14 protein-coding genes and 4 tRNA genes are annotated in these 16641 nt (G+C 39.8%); 6 read left to right on the top strand and 12 right to left on the bottom strand.

Annotation, left to right across the window (positions count from 1 at the left end):
- Positions 1 to 164: 164 nt before the first annotated feature.
- The 4 genes from FY557_RS03470 to FY557_RS03485 all read right to left on the bottom strand — a co-directional run bounded on the left by FY557_RS03470 (position 165) and on the right by FY557_RS03485 (position 825).
- Positions 165 to 246 (bottom strand) — tRNA-Leu (locus FY557_RS03470).
- A 326-nt stretch (positions 247 to 572) separates the two neighbouring features.
- A tRNA-Leu gene (locus FY557_RS03475) sits at positions 573 to 656 on the bottom strand.
- Between the two features lie 5 nt (positions 657 to 661).
- Positions 662 to 737: transfer RNA gene (locus tag FY557_RS03480), tRNA-Gly, on the bottom strand.
- Positions 738 to 743: 6 nt separating this feature from the next.
- A tRNA-Leu gene (locus FY557_RS03485) sits at positions 744 to 825 on the bottom strand.
- A 179-nt stretch (positions 826 to 1004) separates the two neighbouring features.
- Here FY557_RS03485 and FY557_RS03490 point away from each other — a divergent pair.
- The 3 genes from FY557_RS03490 to FY557_RS03500 are packed head-to-tail and all read left to right on the top strand — an operon-like array spanning position 1005 to position 2969.
- A complete protein-coding gene (locus tag FY557_RS03490) occupies positions 1005 to 1382 on the top strand; it encodes a DUF3127 domain-containing protein (RefSeq protein WP_149245901.1) in 378 nt (125 codons plus the stop codon).
- Between the two features lie 56 nt (positions 1383 to 1438).
- Positions 1439 to 2092, top strand: coding sequence for a leucyl/phenylalanyl-tRNA--protein transferase (gene aat, locus FY557_RS03495; protein ID WP_149245902.1), 654 nt, complete (start codon positions 1439 to 1441; stop codon positions 2090 to 2092).
- Positions 2079 to 2969 carry a DMT family transporter gene (locus FY557_RS03500; RefSeq protein ID WP_149245903.1) on the top strand — a complete coding sequence of 297 codons (891 nt, stop codon included), beginning with the start codon at positions 2079 to 2081 and terminating at the stop codon, positions 2967 to 2969. The genes aat and FY557_RS03500 overlap by 14 nt, the downstream gene beginning before the upstream one ends.
- Positions 2970 to 3050: 81 nt before the next feature.
- On the opposite strand, the gene FY557_RS03505 is transcribed toward FY557_RS03500, so the two are convergent.
- The 6 genes from FY557_RS03505 to FY557_RS03530 all read right to left on the bottom strand — a co-directional run bounded on the left by FY557_RS03505 (position 3051) and on the right by FY557_RS03530 (position 12676).
- Entirely contained in the window at positions 3051 to 4433 is a 1383-nt protein-coding gene (locus tag FY557_RS03505; RefSeq protein ID WP_149245904.1) for a tetratricopeptide repeat protein, read from the bottom strand.
- A gap of 311 nt (positions 4434 to 4744) precedes the next feature.
- Positions 4745 to 6130 (bottom strand): phosphoglucosamine mutase, encoded by a 1386-nt coding sequence (gene glmM / locus FY557_RS03510; RefSeq protein ID WP_149245905.1) that lies wholly within the window; start codon positions 6128 to 6130, stop codon positions 4745 to 4747.
- A 324-nt stretch (positions 6131 to 6454) separates the two neighbouring features.
- Positions 6455 to 8488: a ferrous iron transport protein B gene (feoB, locus tag FY557_RS03515; RefSeq protein WP_149245906.1), complete on the bottom strand. Its 2034-nt coding sequence runs from the start codon at positions 8486 to 8488 to the stop codon at positions 6455 to 6457.
- Entirely contained in the window at positions 8488 to 8742 is a 255-nt protein-coding gene (locus FY557_RS03520) for a ferrous iron transport protein A (RefSeq protein ID WP_149245907.1), read from the bottom strand. The genes feoB and FY557_RS03520 overlap by 1 nt, the downstream gene beginning before the upstream one ends.
- Before the next feature lie 130 nt (positions 8743 to 8872).
- Entirely contained in the window at positions 8873 to 9784 is a 912-nt protein-coding gene (locus FY557_RS03525; RefSeq protein WP_149245908.1) for a GLPGLI family protein, read from the bottom strand.
- Between the two features lie 207 nt (positions 9785 to 9991).
- Positions 9992 to 12676: a carboxypeptidase regulatory-like domain-containing protein gene (locus tag FY557_RS03530; protein ID WP_149245909.1), complete on the bottom strand. Its 2685-nt coding sequence runs from the start codon at positions 12674 to 12676 to the stop codon at positions 9992 to 9994.
- Positions 12677 to 13540: 864 nt separating this feature from the next.
- On the opposite strand from FY557_RS03530, the gene FY557_RS03535 reads away from it, so the two are divergent.
- Positions 13541 to 14428, top strand: a complete 888-nt coding sequence (locus FY557_RS03535; protein ID WP_149245910.1) for a cupin-like domain-containing protein — start codon at positions 13541 to 13543, stop codon at positions 14426 to 14428.
- Positions 14429 to 14474: 46 nt separating this feature from the next.
- On the opposite strand, the gene FY557_RS03540 is transcribed toward FY557_RS03535, so the two are convergent.
- Positions 14475 to 14753, bottom strand: a complete 279-nt coding sequence (locus tag FY557_RS03540; protein ID WP_149245911.1) for a hypothetical protein — start codon at positions 14751 to 14753, stop codon at positions 14475 to 14477.
- 358 nt (positions 14754 to 15111) lie between these two features.
- Between FY557_RS03540 and FY557_RS20020 the strand changes: the two genes are divergently transcribed.
- The gene (locus tag FY557_RS20020; protein ID WP_185151640.1) at positions 15112 to 15276 is read left to right on the top strand and encodes a hypothetical protein; all 165 of its coding nucleotides are present in this window, start codon (positions 15112 to 15114) and stop codon (positions 15274 to 15276) included.
- Between the two features lie 216 nt (positions 15277 to 15492).
- Here FY557_RS20020 and FY557_RS03545 read toward each other — a convergent pair whose 3' ends face one another.
- Positions 15493 to 16083: a Crp/Fnr family transcriptional regulator gene (locus FY557_RS03545; RefSeq protein WP_149245912.1), complete on the bottom strand. Its 591-nt coding sequence runs from the start codon at positions 16081 to 16083 to the stop codon at positions 15493 to 15495.
- 341 nt (positions 16084 to 16424) lie between these two features.
- On the opposite strand from FY557_RS03545, the gene FY557_RS03550 reads away from it, so the two are divergent.
- Positions 16425 to 16625 (top strand): membrane lipoprotein lipid attachment site-containing protein, encoded by a 201-nt coding sequence (locus FY557_RS03550; protein ID WP_149245913.1) that lies wholly within the window; start codon positions 16425 to 16427, stop codon positions 16623 to 16625.
- Positions 16626 to 16641 lie beyond the last annotated feature (16 nt).

Here is a 16641-nt window from a genome sequence, read left to right on the forward strand (position 1 = left end):
TCAAGACAAATCATTTTTTCTGATTTAGATTAGCTAAACTGTTGCTTAATTCCAGAATTTGATACCAATCTCATTAAAATTATTATATTTTTTTTATCTATAGACTTTAAGCAATAAAAACAAAAACCTCTGTAAACATTGTTACAGAGGTTTTACTAATCCTGTGCGGATGAAGGGACTCGAACCCCCATGCCTTGCGGCACCAGATCCTGATTCTGGCGTGGCTACCAATTACACCACATCCGCATTGAAGCGATGTTCGCTGGTGATGCAAATATAATACATTTTCAGGAAAAATTTATGCCTGATTGCAAATTTATAAGTCCGGTACAATAAGTAATTGACCGTTAGCAAAAAAAGTTTTATTGTAAGGTAAAATTTAAAATTAGGCAGAGTAAAACTTGAGTTTTAGTTAGGAAAATTTCTACTCGGCTAAAAAGGAAGCCTGACAGGTCCAATCTAAATATTTATCAGCAATAACGGCTGGAAATATCCGATTAAACACAAAAAATTTTGCGTCGGCATATAAAAACAAAAAACCTCCGTAATGAATTATTACGGAGGTTTTTTTGTACCCCGGGCGGGACTTGAACCCGCACGCCAAAAGAGGCACAGGATTTTAAGTCCTGCGTGTCTACCAGTTCCACCACCAGGGCAGGAGTGGAGCGAAAAACGGGATTCGAACCCGCGACCCCAACCTTGGCAAGGTTGTGCTCTACCAGCTGAGCTATTTTCGCAAACTGTGCGGATGAAGGGACTCGAACCCCCACGCCTCACGGCACCAGATCCTAAGTCTGGCGTGGCTACCAATTACACCACATCCGCAGTTTTTATTTAAGTTGTATATTTAAAGAACTTTTTTCGTTTTCAGTGGTGCAAAGATAGGATAAATTCTTTTATCTCCAAACTTTTCAGCAAAAAAAATTAAAATTTTTACATTTTTTTTCCGGCATACCCTTTATTACGATTGATTTTATTACTTTTACACCGTTAATTAATATGATATGGAATTACAAGGAACGGTAAAGAAAATATTTGATGCTCAGACTTTTGCGAGCGGTTTCCAAAAGAGAGAAATGGTGATTCTGACACAGGAGCAGTATCCGCAACCGATAAACATAGAATTTTTGTCTGACAAGATCAGTTTATTGGATAATCTGAAAGAAGGAGAGAATGTAAAAGTAGGAATCAACATCCGAGGGAGAGAATGGGTTTCTCCTCAGGGCGAGACGAAATACTTCAACTCGATTACAGGATGGAGAGTAGAGAAAGTTTTTGACAACGGTTCAGAACCTACCCAGGCTGCACCTTCTCAATCTGCTTCCCCGGTTTCTAACGAGAATCCTTTTGCAGGAGACGACGATGACGATCTTCCTTTCTAATTAAAAGATGACCCTTAATATAAATCCTGCTTCCAAGCGGGATTTTTTTTCCGAATATGTTCCGATTAAACGAAAACGAAATTTCATTTCCGGATCCTGAGATCTACGACGGGCACGAAGGCGTCATTGCGCTCGGCGGTGACCTTTCGGCGGAAAGGGTCTGGTTTGCCTATCAGCTGGGTATTTTTCCCTGGTATAATCCCGGGGAAGAGATTTTGTGGTGGTGTCCCGATCCTCGGTTTGTGCTGTTCCCTGATGAGCTGAAAGTTTCCAAATCCATGCGGAAAATAATGAACCGCAATGTTTTTACCTTTTCGGAAAATCAGCAGTTCAGGGAAGTGATTAGGAACTGCCAGGAAATCAGCCGCCGCGGACAGGACGGAACCTGGCTGTCGGACGAACTGATGCAGACGTTTATCCGGCTTCATGAGTATGGCCTGGCGAAGAGCGTTGAAGTATGGCAGGACGGGAAACTCGTGGGCGGTTTTTACGGCATCCGGATCGGTAAAGTCTTTTGCGGGGAAAGTATGTTTTCAAAGGTAAGCAATGCTTCTAAAGCAGGATTCATCCATTTCGTGGAAACCCACAAAGAAAGCCTTCAGCTTATCGACTGCCAGTCGCATACGGAGCATCTTGAAAGCCTAGGCGCAACAATGATCCCCAAAAAAGAATTTTTAAAAATTTTACACGAAAATAATGAACACAGATAAAGAGAAATGGATTCTTCTGGTCGTGCTCAGCCTGATCTGGGGCTCATCTTTTATCCTGATCAAAAAATCCCTGGACCATTTCAATCCTTACCAAGTAGGTGCATTACGGGTTTTAATTGCAGGAATTATTCTGATGCCGGTGGCAATCTCAAAGTATAAACTGTTCCCGAAAAAACATGTAAAATGGCTGATTTTAGCTGCTTTTACAGGGAATTTTATCCCGATGTTCCTGTTTCCGATTGCGGAGACGGAAGTAAGCAGCAGCATTGCGGGAATTATCAATTCCATGATGCCTATCTTCGTGATTGTCGTCGGTGCTCTGGTCTGGAAATTTGAAACGACGCAACGGCAGATGGTCGGAACGTTCATCAGCTTTACGGGGGTTTGTCTCCTTGCTTTCGGCGGTGCGGGGGAGGAAGGGCAGTTTAAACTGATCCCGATTCTCCTGCTGTTACTGGCAACTTTATGTTATGCCGTAAGCACCACAACGGTAAAATCCAAACTGATGGAAGTTTCATCTACGGTGTTATCAGCTTTTGTGTTTTCTTTTGTGCTGTTTTTCCCTTCGCTTATTGCACTCACTTTTACCGGGTTTTTCTCGACGTTCAGCCTAGATGAAAATCATCTTACCGGACTGATGTTCGTAAGCCTGTTATCTATCTTCGGAACCGGCTTGGCCATGATGATGAACTACCGCCTGTTAAAGGTTTCTTCCCCACTGTTTGCCTCTACCGTTACTTTGCTGATGCCGATTGTAGCCATTATCTGGGGCGTATTGGATGGCGAAAAGCTTTCCGTTATGCAGTTTATCGGTGCAGGAATTATTATTGCCGGACTGATCTTTCTGAGGGCAAAACCGAATGTTATTCAAAAATAAAATCCTGCATTGCTGCAGGATCATATTTAAGTTTAATAATTCTAAAAGATTAATTAAAACGTATGGATTGAATTTCCGTTTTTACGAATTCCTTTTCTTCACTTTAGCTTTTACTTTTTTCACTTCGTCTTTGATAAACGGATATTTCTTCTGCATATCCGTTACCAGAGAAGGATCCAGTTCCAACGCTTTATGAAGCGACTCTATTCCTTTTTCCTGGTCTTTCAGATTAAAGTAGCAGTTGCTCAGCTGGTAATACAGTTCAGCCCTGTTATGTGCTTTTAAAGCTTTATTCAAAAGCGTTACAGCTTCTTCATATTCCCCCAGAAGCATCAGGACTTCCGAATAGGCATACCAGTTGTAAAATCTTGTCGGTTCCGCATCCACCAGTTTTTTCAGGCAGGAAAGGCTTTCCTCAAACTTCCCCGAATCGATGAACAAAAAAGCCAGCCTTTTCTGGTAATCCAGGTTATTTTCGTTGAGATGGGTAGCTTCTTTTGCAAAATGCAGTGCTTCCGTCATTCCTCCCATTTCTTCATAGATGTATGACTGCTCCATCATGGCCAGGTAGAACTGAGGATCCTCCCTCAAAGATTTCTGAAAGGCATTCAAAGCGACAATCGGCTGTTTTAATGCTTTGTAACAAAGCCCTATTTTATAAAAGGTAAATGCTTTGGTGTATTCCAGCTCAAGCATTTCCTCATAAACGCCAATCGCTTTTTTATACTGCCCCAACGCCTCATAGCAGGCCGCCTTATTGGCATAAACCCCTACCGAGTTTGAATTGATAGCTAACAGGTAATCGTACCCTTTGATGGCTTCTTCATAATTTTTCCTGTTGAAATAAAACTGTCCGTATTCGAACCAGGCTATTTCAGAATAGGCAAATTCATCCAGGTATTCGTTCAGAAAGGCAATCGCCTCATCACTCTTGTTCAGGTCCGCAAAACACACCATACAGTTCTCCAGGGAATATTCATCCGTAGGATCTTCTTTAAGTGCTTTTTTGTAATGTTTAAGAGCGTTAAAAGGGTCTCCCAGATTTACATATTCATCTGCAATAAAGTTGTGAAGGAAATTTTCTTCTTCCCTCAGCTCTAATGCTTTTTTACAAATTTCAATGGATTTTTTAGGGTTTCCCAGATTCGAATAGTACTTCGCATAGCACACCATGAAATCAGTGTTTTCCATAGAGGAGCCTTTCAGCTCGTCGATCAGTGCTTTCGAAGTATTATAATCTTCCCATTCCAGAAGGATTTCAAGTTTTTTGATCTTGATATCCAGAGAGTTGGGATGAAGCTTCAGGCCATAATTCACCGCTACATCGGCATAATTAAAATCTCCGAGCTCTAGATAATAAACAATGATGTCTTCCAGTTCTTCGGTATCGAAGTAGAACTCATCATGGTTATCCATCATTTCTTCGAACTTCTTTACAAGTTCATTTCCAAAATACTCTTCCAATACTTGTATCCTTAGTCAATCAATGTCTGAATATGCTTTACAAACCTCGATAAACTTATTTAAATTAATATTACTTCTGAAATTTAATATTCAAAAGGTATGCAAAGTTGCGAAATTTTTTTGACATTCCTCTTCGTAAATTTCTATTTTAAAGATAGTAAAAAGAACATCATTCTCATATCATTATGGATAAAAAGAATGGGATTATCAATATTTAACGTTTGATAAAGGTTGATCGTTACAAACCCTGATCGCCATGCAGATATTGAATCGTTAAAAAAAACGGAACAAAAAGTCCCGTTCTTATTATTCTATCTGATCAGGCTTCTGATCTTTGCGATGATATCGTCTCCTAACTGATCCGCCTCTTCCTGGGATTTGGCCTCCGTATAAATTCTGATAATCGGTTCCGTGTTGGATTTTCTGAGGTGTACCCAGTTGTTTTCAAAATCTATCTTTACCCCATCTACAGTAGATACTTCTTCGTTCTGATATTCTTTTTCCATTTGGGATAAAATATCATCTACATTGATTTCAGGAGTAAGCTCAATCTTCTTTTTCCCCATAAAATAGCTTGGATAGCCTTTCCTCAGTTCGGAAACGGTTTTATTTTCTTTCGCCAGGTGCGTTAAAAACAAAGCTACCCCGACTAATGAATCCCTTCCGTAATGAAGATCCGGATAAATGATTCCTCCGTTTCCTTCACCTCCGATTACGGCATTTTTTTCTTTCATCAGGGTCACCACATTCACCTCTCCTACTGCACTGGCAAAATATTCCGAATTGTGCCCCTTAGCAACATCCCGTAAAGCACGGCTTGAAGAAAGATTGGAAACAGCCACGCCGTTCTGATGTTTCAGTAAATAATCCGCTACGGCCACCAGGGTATATTCTTCCCCGAACATTTCGCCTTTCTCATCGATTAATGCCAGCCGGTCCACATCCGGATCAACAACGATGCCGAAATCGGCGCCTTCTTTTTTTACCAGCCCGCAGATGTCGCCCAGATGTTCTTTCAGCGGTTCCGGATTATGCGGGAAATGGCCCGTCGGCTCACAGTATAATTTTACGGTTTCACAGCCCAGTTGATCCAACAGCATCGGAATAGCAATTCCTCCGGTAGAATTTACGGCATCCAATACGACTTTGAATTTTTTGCCTTTTATGGCTTCCGCATCCACCATCGGTAAATCAAGGATCTGCTGAATATGGATATCAAAAGCATCATCGCGGGTCTCATATTTCCCCAGGTCATCCACTTCCGCGTAATTGAAGTCTTCGCTTTCAGCCAGAGCCAGTACTTCCGCTCCATTATCGCCACTTATAAATTCTCCCTTATCGTTCAAAAGTTTCAGCGCATTCCATTGTTTCGGATTGTGGGAAGCAGTAAGGATAATACCGCCGTCTGCTTTCAGTTCGGGAACCATAATTTCAACCGTCGGTGTCGTAGAAAGCCCCAGATCCACCACGTGAATCCCAAGCCCCTGTAATGTTGCCGAAACCAGCGAGGAAACCATTTGTCCTGAAATCCGCGCATCCCTTCCGATCACCAGGGTCAGGTCTTTTTTGTTTTTATTGTTCTGGAGCCAGGTTCCGAATGCCGAAGCAAATTTCACCACATCCAGCGGCGTCAGGTTATCATTTACTTTTCCGCCTATGGTTCCGCGGATCCCTGAAATACTTTTTATTAATGACATTTTTATTTTTTATTTATACATTTCCCTTCGAACCTTTTACTGATGTCGGGAAAGTGATGTTAATTTTGTTCAAAAATACAAATAAACCTTGGATTGATAGAGCATCCAATCGATCACCAAATAAAAAAGCCGCATTGAAGCGGCCTATATATTTTTAATAGAATCAGTTAAGCTAAGAACACCCGCAATCTTTATCGCAGCTGTTCCTCTTGGAGCTGAATTTTTTCGGTGCGAAATTCTTCCTGAGGAACCTGAATAAGGAATAGCAGGCAAATGCAACGATAAGTAAAACAATGATGTATTGTAAAATGAGTGAAGTATCCATTATTTTAAGATCTGATAAGCTATCATCGACACAAAGTAGGCCAAACCGGTCATCATCGCTACCTGTAAGCCGGTCCACTTCCAGCTTTTGGTTTCTCTGTAGACTACTGCCAGTGTAGAAATACACTGCATTGCAAACGCGTAAAATAAAAGTACAGAAACGCCTGTAGCAAAACTGAAGACTTTTTCGCCGTTCGGTTTTACATCACGTCTCATTTTATCGATTACTTTCACTTCGGGAGCATCATCTTCCAGGCTGTATAAGGTGGACATTGTTCCTACGAAAACCTCTCTTGCCACAAAGCTGGTAAGGATTCCCACCCCCATTTTCCAGTCGTAGCCCAGCGGGGCAATAACAGGCTCAATGCCTTTACCCATTTTGGCGAGATACGAATGGTCAAGTTCCACATTAGTCGCTACAAACTGATCCGGGCTCTGTTTCGGTCCGAAATAGCTCAGGAACCAGATGATGATGCTGACGATAAAAATAATTTTTCCTGCCCCAGTAATAAATTCCCAGACCTTACCCAAAACCATTTTGAAATCATAAAGAAAAAGCGGTTTTTTATAGGTCGGTAAGTCCATCACCAGATAAGTCTTCCCTTTATTTTTAATAAATCTTTTAAGAACGGCCGCCGAAAACAATGCGACCAGAAAGCCCAGCAGGTACATGCCCATCAGTACCAGCGCCTTGTATTTTATACCCAGCAAAGAGCCGTCTGAAATAATCAGTCCGATAATGATACTGTATACCGGAAGCCTTGCCGAACAGGTCATGAAAGGCGTTACCAGGATCGTAAGCAATCTTTCCTTAAGGTTTTCGATATTCCGGGTGGAAATCACTGCCGGAATCGCACAGGCTGTCCCTGAAACCAGGGGAACAATACTTTTTCCGTTCAGTCCGAATGGCCGCAAAAGCCGGTCCATCAGGAAGACTACCCTTGCCATGTATCCGGAATCTTCAAGGAGATACAGAAAATACAAAAGAATTCCGATCTGCGGCGCAAAGACCACAATTCCCCCGATTCCGGGAACAATCCCGTTGGAGATCAGAGAATTGATCGGGCCTTCCGGTAAATATTCCGAGGTGAAAGCAGCCAGCCATGAAAAGAAACTTTCGATCCAGTTCATCGGATATTCGGCCAGAAAGAATACACTCTGGAAAATCACCAGTAAAATCATCAGGAATACAACGTAGCCCCAGAATTTATGGACCAGGACTTTATCCAGTTTTTCCGTTAACAATTCTTTGAACTGAGGTTTTTTAGAGATCACATCCGCTAAGATTTTATCGACATTCTGATACCTCCGTACTGTTTCCTGAACCTGAAGTCTTTTCGGCACCAGGCTTTTGGAATCCGGCTCTTCAATAAGTCCGACAATGGATTCAATCCTGCCCAGATCTGTTCCCAGAGAGAGGCTCATCCAGGCCTTGTATTCGTTGTCAAACCCTTTGTGGGAAGCTAATTTCTGAATAAAATCTTTATGCTCGCCTGGTGTTTCAAAAGAAACCCGGTCTGTTTTTACAAATTCATTACGAAGAACGGCTTCTTTCACCTCATCGATTCCGATCTGCTCTTTTGCATTGGTCTGAATAATTTTTATCCCCAAAGCTTCAGAAAACTTCTGAATATCAATTGTAATTCCCCTTCTTTCCGCCTGGTCGATCTGGTTGACCACCAAAATCATCGGAATCCCGAGATCCTGGATCTGCTGAAATAGCAGCAGTCCCCTTTTCAGGCTTAATGCTTCAAGGATATAAATGACCCCGGCATAGTTCTCCTGTTCATCGATCAGGAATTTAGAAAATATCGCTTCGTCTTCAGAACTGGGATATATGCTGTAGGAACCCGGCAAATCGATGATTTCCACTTCCTCGTTTTTATAGGTATAGGTTCCGGAGTGGCTGGCCACGGTAACCCCGGCATAGTTTCCGGTTTTCTGCTTTTTGTTGCTTAAGGCGTTGAAAACCGTCGACTTCCCTACATTTGGGTTTCCGACTAAAAGCACCTGTTTTTTCCTACTGTCCTGCATCAATTCAATTCTTCAACAATAATATAATCGCCTTCTTCCTCACGAAGGGCAATACGGCTTTTCTCATCCCCGAATTCCACATACATCGGTCCGCTGAAAGGCGCCTGGTACAAAATCCGGAAAGAAGTTTCGGGAAGAAGCCCCATTTCGATGATTTTGTTGGGCATCTTCAGACTGTCGTTATCATACCCCAATATCTTTCCCATCTTATTTTTTGGAAAGCCACTCAACTTATGTAAACCTCTATCTTTCAAAGCCAGGATTTTTGTGTCTGCAAATATACGCTATTTAAATTTAATCTAAATAACGTGATGCCATGAAAAAAATCAACCCAAATGCGTGTAAACATTTGGGTTGATTTAATATAATTAGTTAATATGAATGTTATTTTTTCTTCTTTTCCGCAACGGGCTTTTGATTAAGCTCGATTGGATTATCATTGGCATTAAAGAAATCCTTATACATTTTCTCCTGCTTCTTCATCATATCCCCGATGGTCCCATCCATTCCCGGAATCGTTCTGGACATGATTTCCTGGGTCATCATAGGTCTTGCCGATGCAAAAGGATCTTTTTTGAAATCGCTGAATGTCTTTTCGAATTTCTCACGCGGCATTTCCGTTACTTTCGTTCCTACATTAGACAGTTTTTCCATGTAAGTCAGCTCTTCCCAATTTGGAACCTGTTTATTTCCCTGCAGCACCCAGGAGTAGTTCTTATCCTGATCTTCAATTTTTACAATCAGCCCCGGAAGTCCTGAAAATTTATACGGCCCGTCCTGAAAAGGCAGGTCGGTACTGAACCAGGCCGTCCATGTTCTTCCTCCGAATTCGGTGGTTGCCTTTTGAGCGTTGTAGGCTCCGATTTTTGCTTTATCGTTGGAAATCTTCCAGTCGAATTTTATCGTTTCGGTATACCCCAGGTTCATCGGCGTAAATCCGTTTGCTACCCTTTCAATATACTGCATTTTCATATCAGGATACGTTTTAACGATCTTTTCCGAAAACTTGGGCATTTTAAAAGATTTGGATAAATCCTTGAACACGCCTGCTTTCTGCATCGCATCAAACTGTACCTTAAGGATCGAATCCTGGCCAATGGCTGTATAGTCGCGGTAGATGGAACGGTCTTTTACGATGTCCAGCGCCATAATCACTTTCTCAAGCTTGGCAGAGTCTTTTTTCGGCTTAAAGGTAAGCTCATAGAAAAACCGGTTGGCCGTTTCCTTTGAGTCGGTGTTCTGGGCACTTGCGAATGCAAACAGGATAACAAAGAATATTGAAAAGAATTTTTTCATTGTAATATGATTGTTTATACGATTAGTTCATGATTTATACATTTTGTTACATTATTTCAGGATTTTATTTTCGTCCGAATTTATTTTCATCTGGCTTTCAAAAGGTTATTTCCTTTTCACTTGGATAAAACCTTTATTGAAGTAAGCTATTCCAGTTCTGTACGGACAAAAAAAACCAATCTTATTAAGATTGGTTTTTGCTGTTTTTTATTTAAAGTTGAATTTTACGGTAAACATCACCTGGCTCGGGCGAAGTAAATATCTCGTAAACGTTGTGTTGATTGTACCGATATCAAACGTTTCAAATACTTTTTTATTCGCAATATTCATCCATTTCAGCTCAAAATCGATTTTCTTCTTGGCCCAGGTAAACTGATAGGATACATCATAGAAACCATTGTGATACTTTTGGTTGCGCGCATTGGTATTGACCTGATCCCAGTTGAATCCGATGGTATGATTTTCAATCGGGTAAAAGAACAAGGCAAGATTGTGGTTGAATCCTGTGGTTGTAGCATCGGAGTTTACATTTCCTTCGCTTGTCTGTTTGGTTCTCCTAAAGCTCGCGTTGTAATCCACGCTCATCCAGCTAAAATAGGTATTGTTGAACTTCACACCGAAAGACTGGCCGTTATTGGTGTTGGTAAAAGACCGGTTATCAAGAAAAGCATCAGATTTAGAAGTTGTATTGTTATAGCTTAATGAAGCATTCGTCTTGAATTTAGGGAAGTATTTACCCACTTCCGCACTGTAGGCATTGCTTAACACATGGTTTTCCTGTTCAATATATCCCATTAAAGTATATCCTGAAACAATGGTCGGATTTGAAATAAGGTTTCTCTTTGCATCGGAGAACCTGTAATTGACATTGAAAAATAAATTGTTAAGCGGATTTCTGTACTCGATCCGGGTTCCTGCGGATTTATTATTATTCTGGGGAATCGGATTTCTGGCATCCATGGCATTAATTCCGTTTGGTGAAGTCATTAAGAATCCTGAATATGCGGTATTAATTTCACCAAAATTATTATTGATATTGGCATTTACCGAAGCTTTCCAAAAAGAAGCAAAATTATATTGGGCAAAAACACTTGGTTCAAAGGTTACTTTATTGACTTCTTTTGAAACCTGTCTTAAAGGATCACTGGCCTTAATATTATTGGAGTTTACCGGGAAGTTTGCATATAGCATCCAGGAATCGCTCTTGTAATTTACCCCTACGCTTCCATAAGGCGTTGCAGTGGTATAGCTTAAATCATTATTATATCGTGAAGATAGTGTAGCATTTGGACCCGTAAAAGGATTGGTTATAATATTTGACAAACTCGAAGCCAGATCCGTTGATTTAAAATTAAATCCGACTTCCGGTGTAAAAGTCCATCCTTTTGTAGAAAAACCAATATTTGCAGAATGATTCGCTTCAAAAGTTTTGAGTCTTAAATTCTGACTTACAAAATCTGCAGATGTAGGAAGAAATCCCGGAATTTCCAGGTAAGAAGCCGGTGACACCTCCAAGGACTGTCTGTCGTTCTGATAGCTGATGTATGACAAAATATTTACCATCTTTTCTTTCCACGGAACGATGGTACTCAATGAGTTCTGGAAGGATGTCGTAGGTGATTCCAACGCTTCTTCACCGTGGTTTATGGAGTTACCGTTGGCCGTTCTGTCGACAACTCCCCGGTCTGCATTCCAGTATTGGGAAAAGCTGGTCGTATTTTTAAAAAATCCTTTTTTCGCGTTCTTGGTAAAGATTAATTCTCCTTTTGCCTTGTCGGTATAAAAATTGTTTAAAATGTTTATCGTGTTAGACGTCCCGTTAAAATAGTTCTGTTCACTGTAAGACTCCCTTTCCACTGCATTATTTGTATAGTTTGCGTTGGCCTTTAGTTCCCATTCTTTTTTCTTATCGATATTGGTCAGGTAATTTGCGGATAAATAATGTACATTGTTCATCAGGTATCTTTTTACCGGAAGATTCGGGGTACTTGCATTCTCCACATTCAGCCAGTCGTTTTGGGTAGCGTTGATCCTTCTTCCTTCAAACCTGTTCCCGAATGATAAAATATTTCCTTCGTTTTCTACCTGCTCCCCAACATTATTGGCCTTGTAATTCACGACCCACTGGCTTTTCTGCCCGAAAAACATCGGGGTCAGCTTGATGTTCCACAGCAGCGGGCTGGCTCCGACGCCTACTTCTCCCCTTCCGGTCATGGTTACCGAATTTTTAAGCTTAATGTTGATGGCTGCCTGATCGGAAGGTACTTTGTCCTGAAGGATTTTTACCGGCTGGTGGTTTTCCAGGACTTCCACTTTCTGTACGGCATCTTTCGGAAGCGAGTTGTTGATGGTTCCGTAGCCGCCTTCCATTAAGTCTTTTCCGTTGACGTAAAATTTATTGATGGCATTTCCCTGGTAAAGGATGGTTCCGTCGGTATTCACTTCAATTCCCGGCATTTTCCTCAAAACGTCGGCCAGGGTCCTGTCGCTTTTGCTGTCAAAAGCTTTTAAGTCGTAAGCGATGGTGTCGCCCCTTGCGGTAACCATTTTGGTTTTAAGCTTTACTTCTTTAATTTCTGTTGCCTCCGAGTCCATTTTAAAGTTCAGGGTCTGATCGCTGTTGCTGATCTGACGGGTCACCGATTTTTGGTTGAACGCCTTCACTTTAAGATCTACATTGGATTCCGCAGAAGTAAAGGTCACTTTATATTCCCCTTTCGAATTGGTAATTCCGTAAGCAAGGATAGCATCTTTCCCCGGTTCTTCTACCGTTACGCTGGCACTGGGAATCCCAATCCCGTCTTCATCCGTGATTTTCCCCGAAACTGTTTTCTGTGCAAAAGTGATCACAGAGAAAAAAATCATCAGAAACAAAGAAATTTTCGTTTTCATAATTTATTATTTGACTAATTAGTTAATGGTTCCTGCTTTTTGTTACACCCTTATAAAGATTGTAGTAAAAGCAAAAAGTTAAAGTCCGTTTTTATCACTACAAAAATAGTGATATTTATTGTATTTATGAGGCCGAATTTTTAACTTCTTTCAAAAAATACTAAAAAATGCTCTATTTTGAGAACTACTGGATCAATTTAAGCCATCTATAAAATTTTAGGAATTCCGATTATTTATTTTTTGTTTAAATCTCTACATTTATAAAAAAGAATATCACCATGGAATAGGAATCAACCTCAAAAACTAAGAAGCAACCGAATTTATTGCACTTAGAGCAAATTTTTCCCTGGCTGCGCATCTTTGCCTAGAATAAAAACCGACCCGGATGATGTATCATGATGACTTTTAAGAAATACCTGCTGCGGCAGAAGACCGCAACAGATTTTGCGAACTTCCGATTTGTGTCATACCATAAACCTAAAAAGATATTCTGAGACCCACTGTATAAGAAATTCAGGTGTATTTATTAAGCATAATTCACAGTAAATCAGAATTATTCTCTTTAAAATTTTGCTTAAAAGATAAATGTACTTTCTTATTTACCTATTGTTTCTACCGGAATAAAAATTTTATCCGGAAAAAGATTTTTAATGATAAATTGAAGATGCTTATGGTTTAAAATTATTTACCTCCAGGCCTTTCTTAAAGTTCAGAAGATACTCTTGACAGCCTCCCTTATTTGTCTGTCTAATATTTTTATTTGGTCTGAATAGGTAAAAATAATCTGAGCGATAGATTAAAAAGACCTTAAAACTCCTGACATGTCTATTTATTTAATAATTTTGTAACATTAAATTTTAAAAAATGGGAATCAATTTAAAGCCAATTGATATTGTAGATGATATTACGCAGGAGGAGTTCATTGAAAAATACCTGAAGCCGAGAAAGCCTGTGGTGATCAAGAACATGGCAAAAAAGTGGCCCGCTTACCAGAAATGGACCATGGAATATATGAAGGAGGTAGTAGGGGATGTAGAAGTTCCGTTGTACGACAGCTCAAAAGCAGATCCTGCCGCTCCCATTAATTCTTCCGCTGCGAAAATGAAATTCGGAGATTATATCGATCTGATCCGGCGGGAACCGACGGATCTGAGGATTTTCCTTTTCGATCCTATAAAATTTGCTCCGAAGCTGCTGGAAGATTACCTTTCTCCTAAGGAACTGATGGGCGGGTTCCTGGATAAATACCCGAATATGTTTTTCGGGGGAAAAGGTTCTGTAACTTTCCTTCACTTCGATATCGATATGGCGCATATTTTTCACACCCATTTCAACGGCAGGAAGCACGTTCTCCTTTTCGATTACAAATGGAGGGAAAGGCTGTATCAGATTCCGTATGCCACTTATGCCCTGGAGGATTACAATATTGAAAATCCCGATTTCACGAAATTTCCGGCTTTGGACGGCGTGGAAGGAATCGAATGTTTCCTGGAACACGGCGATACGCTTTTTATGCCAACCGGATGGTGGCACTGGATGAAATATCTGGACGGCAGCTTTTCAATCTCGCTGAGGGCATGGGATAAATCCTGGGCGGTAAAAGCACACTCCTTATGGAATCTTACGGTTCAGCGTAAGTTCGATGATATTATGAAGAAGAATTTCAGAAAAAAATATATGGACTGGAAAGAGAAGGTAGCCGTGAAAAGAGCAGAAATTGCCCTGAAAAAAGGTTTGCCAAGAATAAAATGAAAAAAGACGTTTCCGGGAAACGTCTTTTTTCATTTTATGTAATAATTTATCTTATGATCCGCTCCATATTTGATTTGGCACAATTGAAAGCTTCCTCCGCCTCTTCATACAATATTTTTACGGACACTTCAAAACCGTTTGTCATGAAATAAGTGACATGGCCTTCGACATTAAAGCTTAGAAATGCGATATTATCAGCATTAACAACCAATGGCTGGCCCAAAACTTTTGCGCCTTCCAGCGAATTGGGCTTCTTTACATTCATAACGTAAGACGCTTTAATGTAGATTAAACCACCCAATGTTGTTTTTATGATATAAGCCATTCTGTAATTTTCTGTAAAGTTATTCAAATTAAAGCACATGAAAAAATCCCCAGTACAGACCGAGGATAATCAAAAGTATTAATATTTATAAATGATTGGTGTTTCATGAAGTAAAAAATCAAAAAATATTCCCGAATTGCTCCGGGAAATATTTCAGATCCCTTTATTATGTTTATTTTTTAATAGTTGCAGTACAGCATTCAAGTATTATGCCATGAATGGATTCTCTCTGTTTTTTGCGGAAATAAAATACCTTTTCAGCAATATATTTTATCATATACCTCATTTGCAGAATATTTATAAAAACGGTATACTTTTAGATTGGATGAAGACAACACACACACTAAAAATATTATTTATGAAAACATCTTCACAAACTGAAAACATCAATTCGCACTTCAACAGGGAAATGGAACGCCAAAAAGCTATTAAAGCACTGGAAAAGGCAAAAAGCATTAAAAGAAAGGTGGTTTTCCTTCCTCAGGGTGCTACCGGAAATCTTAATTACAGGGATACTTTTTAATCCGGATCCCCATCACCAATATAAAATAAGCTACCGTTGAGAGTAGCTTATTTTTTTATCATTATTTAATCAAAAAGGAGGTTTCTTTTAAAAGGATTATCGGCAATAAAGAAAAATGAAGCAATTACAGGCATCTAGATTCCTGCTGTTGCTTCATTTATAACCGCTGATCAGGATCTGCGGTGTCAAAACCTGTAAATACATGCATATTAAACTTTAATAATAAATTTTTCGGTTCTCTATTTTCAGCTGATGGTTGTTGTGCATCTTTTTTATCGTTCTGATAACCGTTTCTACCCGAAGGCCCGTTAAGTTTGCCAGCTGCTGCCGGGTAAGCGGTATCTGAAAAGAATATTTACCACCCGTATTCCCCTTAAGATGATCCATTACTGTTTTAATTTTAGAACAGGGATCCGGAGAAGAAATATTGAAAAGCATGATGTATTTATCATACAGCCGGTCCGCAAGCCAGCGGAACATTCCTGAACATACTTCCTGGTGCTGTTTAAGAAGATCAAGGAAATCATTTTTTGAAAGCTTCAGAATTGTACATTCTGTTTTTGCTGTGGCATTGGTAGGATAATATCTGTCATCAAATAAAAAAGATTCTCCCAGGCTTTGCCCTTCATATAAAATGTTCTGTGTAAATTCTTTTCCATCTTCATGATAATTTTTCAGTTCCACAACCCCACTCACAATCTGAAAATAAAATTTGGGCAAATTTCCTTCATGAAAAATGACCTCATGTACTTTGTAGGTCTCATAATCTGCGCCGTATGCTAACAATAAATCTTCACTAATTATCATATATTTAATTTAAATGTTAAATGAATAAATATTTTAGCTAATTATTTTTAAAAAGGCTACAAATAGTAAACCATATAAACATATAATTACAATAAAAAATACCACATTTTAGGGAATTAAAGGTAAAAATAAAAGAAATTCAGATTTCACTTATGATGAATATCATAATATCCGGGGATTATCCTTCCTATCTTTGAAACACATCCTCATTCAATTTTGCACTTATTCTCACTTACCCCCTCCTTTCGGCGAGGGGCTTTTATTTATACTGATTGTGACCCGCGTCATAAATTTTGTGGCTTTTCATCATTAAGTTTGAAGTAATCAAATCATTTTATATTATGAAAAAAATCCTATTATCAGCATTCCTGCTGTACATGCTATCGGCATGCACAAAATCAGAAACCCAGTATACGGACCAGCAAAACAAAAGGGAATCGGTAAACAATAAGGCTTCAGATACTATCCGTACCCTGAATGAAGTTTCCGACACCGCTGCTGTAAAACAGCATCCCAACAATGTAAAAACCGATAACGAATAAATTTACTGTTACATCT

This window comes from Chryseobacterium sp. SN22 (assembly GCF_008329705.1).
Classification (GTDB): Bacteria; Bacteroidota; Bacteroidia; order Flavobacteriales; family Weeksellaceae; genus Chryseobacterium.

Coding starts and splice junctions, on each gene's coding strand:
- glmM (WP_149245905.1), bottom strand. CDS start 6,130: ATGTCATTAATAAAAAGTATTTCAGGGATCCGCGGAACCATAGGCGGA.
- FY557_RS03545 (WP_149245912.1), bottom strand. CDS start 16,083: ATGATAATTAGTGAAGATTTATTGTTAGCATACGGCGCAGATTATGAG.
- feoB (WP_149245906.1), bottom strand. CDS start 8,488: ATGCAGGACAGTAGGAAAAAACAGGTGCTTTTAGTCGGAAACCCAAAT.
- FY557_RS03490 (WP_149245901.1), top strand. CDS start 1,005: ATGGAATTACAAGGAACGGTAAAGAAAATATTTGATGCTCAGACTTTT.
- FY557_RS03535 (WP_149245910.1), top strand. CDS start 13,541: ATGGGAATCAATTTAAAGCCAATTGATATTGTAGATGATATTACGCAG.
- FY557_RS03540 (WP_149245911.1), bottom strand. CDS start 14,753: ATGGCTTATATCATAAAAACAACATTGGGTGGTTTAATCTACATTAAA.
- FY557_RS03500 (WP_149245903.1), top strand. CDS start 2,079: ATGAACACAGATAAAGAGAAATGGATTCTTCTGGTCGTGCTCAGCCTG.
- aat (WP_149245902.1), top strand. CDS start 1,439: ATGTTCCGATTAAACGAAAACGAAATTTCATTTCCGGATCCTGAGATC.
- FY557_RS03525 (WP_149245908.1), bottom strand. CDS start 9,784: ATGAAAAAATTCTTTTCAATATTCTTTGTTATCCTGTTTGCATTCGCA.
- FY557_RS20020 (WP_185151640.1), top strand. CDS start 15,112: ATGAAAACATCTTCACAAACTGAAAACATCAATTCGCACTTCAACAGG.
- FY557_RS03550 (WP_149245913.1), top strand. CDS start 16,425: ATGAAAAAAATCCTATTATCAGCATTCCTGCTGTACATGCTATCGGCA.
- FY557_RS03530 (WP_149245909.1), bottom strand. CDS start 12,676: ATGAAAACGAAAATTTCTTTGTTTCTGATGATTTTTTTCTCTGTGATC.